Origin of the sequence: Mesotoga sp. HF07.pep.5.2.highcov, assembly GCF_003666285.1 — a bacterium.
Lineage (GTDB): Bacteria > Thermotogota > Thermotogae > Petrotogales > Kosmotogaceae > Mesotoga > Mesotoga prima.
Map to the genome: position 1 here is coordinate 1 of NZ_JFHJ01000430.1, position 4,205 is coordinate 4,205.

The 4,205-nt window shown below is 44.7% G+C and carries 2 protein-coding genes; both read left to right on the top strand.

The window, feature by feature from the left end; all coding sequences use genetic code 11:
* Positions 1-1,263: DUF1254 domain-containing protein (locus tag BG32_RS09030; protein WP_147434909.1), on the top strand; the 1,263-nt coding region annotated here is incomplete at its 5' end.
* 282 nt (positions 1,264-1,545) lie between these two features.
* Positions 1,546-4,205, top strand: a 2,660-nt coding sequence (locus BG32_RS09035) for an acyl-CoA dehydratase activase (protein WP_220660321.1), incomplete at its 3' end; no start/stop codon positions are given.

Here is a 4,205-nt window from a genome sequence, read left to right on the forward strand (position 1 = left end):
ATGCTTGAGAACTACAGAACTATGGTTCTCCAGGCAGTGATTCCAAATTCATTCAACGAGTTTGAACATCTTCAAGGATTACTGGGGCCGGAGTTCAGAGAAATAGCAAGACCAAACAACGATATGTTGTTCTCGGCTGCATGGCTTGATCTGAGGAACGAACCGGTAATAATAGAGATTCCAAGCATCTGTGAAAGATATTTCTCAGTCCAGTTCATCGACATGTACACACATAACTTCGCATACGCAGGAACGAGAACCACCGGTTGCAGGAAATTGACAGTAATGATCAGTGGCCCGTCCTCTTTCGTTGAGATTCCCAACGAAATCGATGAGGTGTTCACCAGCGAAGGGAATTTCGTCTTCTGCATCGTAAGAATTTCCGTAAATCCTGAGTTAGAAGGTGATATCGATGCCGTTGCAAAGATTCAAGACAGCTTCAAAATCAGACCTTTTGGAGCTTTCCGCGGTGGTCAAACTTCTTCAGCTGTCGAACCGATAGCCTTTCCGCCGTTCAGTCAGGAAAAAGCTGAATCGGCAGGCTTTATTTCGTATTTGAACTTCCTTCTTGGACAGCTTGAGATACATCCTTCTGAAAAGGCTCTCATTGAGCGTTTTGGTCTAATCGGCATAGGCCCAAACCTTCCATTTAGTGAAAACGACTTGCAACCTGAGATGATCATCGCAATTGAAAAGGGGATCGAAGATGCGATGAGGATCATATTGCGGCCGTCCGAGAAGATGGGAGTTACAAAGAACGGGTGGAATTTGACGAAACGTATATTCGGCAGTCGTCAGCAAATGCAGGGAAAATACGAAATCAGGGCGGCAGCAGCATATATGGGTCTGTATGGAAATGATCTCGAAGAAGCATATTACCCCACAAGTTACGTCGATGCCGACAATGAAGCATATGACGGCTCAAAGTACGATTACAGGATTCATTTCGAAAGCCATGAAATACCTCCTACAGAACCCGGTGGGTTCTGGTCGATTACAGTGTACGGTGATGACGAGTTCATGGTTCCCAACCCGATAAACAGATATTCTATTGGTAATCGGTCGAGATTGTTATACAACGATGATGGATCTCTCGACATCTATATCCAGCATGATTCGCCCGGCATTGATCTCGAAAGCAACTGGCTCCCCGCCCCCAATGGACCTTTTTCTTTGTCCTTGAGAATGTACCTGCCTTCACCAAGAGCTCTTGATCCTCTGTACTGCCCTCCAGGAGTGGAGAAAGGAAGACCTCGAGATTAGTCTAGTGTGTCTTAATCCGAACATCCTAATGATATAGAGAATTCGAATCTTCGAATAAGAGGAGAAATGTGGAGACCTGAAATGAAACAGATAACCTGGTTAACACCACGAAATCTACGAAATCGTCTTCATTGGAATCCATTTCTTTGAAGATTTATCTTCTTGCAATAAAGTCCACTTAAAAAACTGTAAATCACATAGCGGAAGATTTTTGCGATCCTGAAATACAATAATCTCTGTCTATGCTATCATTGGACTGTTTAATGGTTTGAGGTGAACTTCTTGAATAGAATCGGACTTTGCATAGGCTCAAGCACTATTTCTTGGTATGATGGGCAAACACCCAGGCGACTCCTGCACGAAGGAAATCCACTAAAAGTACTCAAGGGCTTTCTTCCAGAGATTCTTGAAACAGGTTTGGTTGTAGCAACAGGAAAGAAGGGAAGAAAACTGTTGAATCTCCCCCAGATCCCCGAAGTTGAAGCTACTGAATTTGCCTACAAAGAACTGAAAAGCAAGTACGGAGATCATGAAGCAATTATGAGCGTGGGTGGGGAGAATTTTACCCTGTATAAGCTAAACGACAAGGGAAACATTACTGCCGTATTTACAGGCAGCAAATGTGCTTCAGGAACTGGCGAGTTCTTCCTCCAGCAAATGAAGCGAATGGATATCGACCTTGATGATGCAAACGCCGTTGAAACAGACGAGATTTACGAGCTTTCATCAAGGTGCACCGTATTCTGCAAGAGCGACTGTACACATGCTCTCAATAAGGGAACACCAAAAGAATCGGTACTCAACGGTCTTGGAAAGGTCATGTCTGACAAGATCGGCGAACTCATGCACAGAGCTGGAGTAAAAAAGATACTTTTGATTGGTGGAGTAACAAAAAACCGCCTTATGTTGAACCATCTGAAAGAAATCGCCGAAATTACCATACCGGATGAGGCTCTCTTCTTTGAGGCCTTCGGCGCTTATCTATATGCTAATACTCTCGAAGAAATCGAGATAGATAAAGAAAGTGTCTTCAAGGAAGGAGTAATGACTTTCCCGAAGAATGAACCTCTTTCGAAGTTCGTAAACATGGTTGATTTCAAGGATATGCCTTTCAAAACAGCTGAAAGCGGCGATTCTTGCATTCTCGGTGTGGACGTTGGCTCGACTACCACCAAGGCAGTTGTTATGAGAGCCAGAGACAATGCCATTCTAGCGAGTTCATATCTCAGGACTATGGGAGATCCTATAAAAGCTACTCGACAGTGCCTTGACGAGATCCGCAATTCACTAGATGTTCCCGTCGAGATAATTGGTCTCGGAGTAACCGGTTCCGGAAGGAAGATAGTGGGTCTTTATTGCGAGACGAGTGCCGTTTACAATGAGATTATGGCTCACGCAAGGGCTGCCTCATTCTTCGATAGAGAAGTCGATACGATATTTGAGATTGGCGGCCAGGATGCCAAGTACACTTTCTTATCCAATGGCGTTGCCCTGGACTACGCAATGAACGAAGCCTGTTCTGCAGGTACAGGTTCTTTTCTCGAAGAATCTGCAAAGGAATCTCTAAACATAGATTACAGAGAAATTGGAGAGTATGCGCTTAAGGGTCAATCTCCCCCAAACTTCAGTGATCAGTGTGCAGCTTTTATCAGCAGCGACATAAAGACTGCAATTAACGAGGGTATCTCCAGAGAAGATATCTGCGCCGGCCTAGTTTATTCCATCTGCCTGAACTACACAAACAGAGTAAAGGCCATGAGACCGGTTGGGAAAAAAGTCTTCATGCAGGGAGGTGTATGTCTCAATCATGCTGTCCCCGTGGCAATGGCGGCAGTTACTGGAAAGGAGATAATTGTTCCTCCTCATCCTGGACTCATGGGTGCGTTTGGTGTATCACTCATGGTTAAGGAAAAGCTTCAAGCGGGTCAACTGGAAGAGGAGCGCTTTGAGCTGGGAGCCTTGATCTCAAAAGAAGTGCGTTATCTCAACACCTTCATTTGTAACGGTGGAGCAGAGAAATGCGACAGGAAGTGTCCAATCCGAATAATTGAAGTTGGAGGAAAGAAGTTTCCCTTCGGCGGCGCTTGCAACAAGTACGAAAATGTCCGTCTTAACCTTCCCATAAACAGAAACGAATACATATATACCACCGATAGGGAGAAGATAGTCTTTGAACTGCCAGAAGAAAAGGGCCTTGAAACTATAGGAATCAGCAAGTCTCTCTCAATGAATACTCTCTTTCCCCTGTTCTCGAATTTCTTCAGCAGTCTCGGGTTCAGAATTGTAGTACCGGAAAAGTCCGATCCCAGGGGCTGGGACAGAAAGAAATCTGAATTCTGTTTTCCAGTCGAACTATCTCATGGTTATATTTATGATCTTCTGGAGAAGAATCCCGACTATTTCTTCATTCCAGCAGTCAAGGGTTTAGAGGTTGAGAACTCCGTTGAAAACTCGGTCTTTTGCCCATTTGTCCAGAGCGAACCGGACTGGTTAATGGGGAGTTTTGAGGAACTCAAGTCGAAAAGAATTTTGACAGATTTCTTCGATTTCTCGCGGGGCTTTGAGAAAGAGAAGGAGAAGTTCGTCTCGCTCGCGAAGTCACTGGGAAGGAATCGTAAAGAAGCTTTGACTGCCTTTTCCAATGGAGTAAGATCCTACGAAGACAGCGTAAGAAGGATAAAAGAAATCGGAGACAGATTTCTTGAGAACCTAGAGAAATCGGATTTCGGTGTCGTTATCTTCGGCCGAGCCTACAATGCCTTTTCCAGTGATGCCAATATGGGGATCCCAGAGAAACTCGCTTCACGTGGAATCCCGGTGGTAACTTTTGACGCTCTTCCTTATGAAAACGAAAGATCGTATGAGAAGATGTACTGGGCCTGGGGCGAGATGAACTTGAAAGCGGCCAGATATGTAAGAAGCAATCCAAAGCTATTCGCACT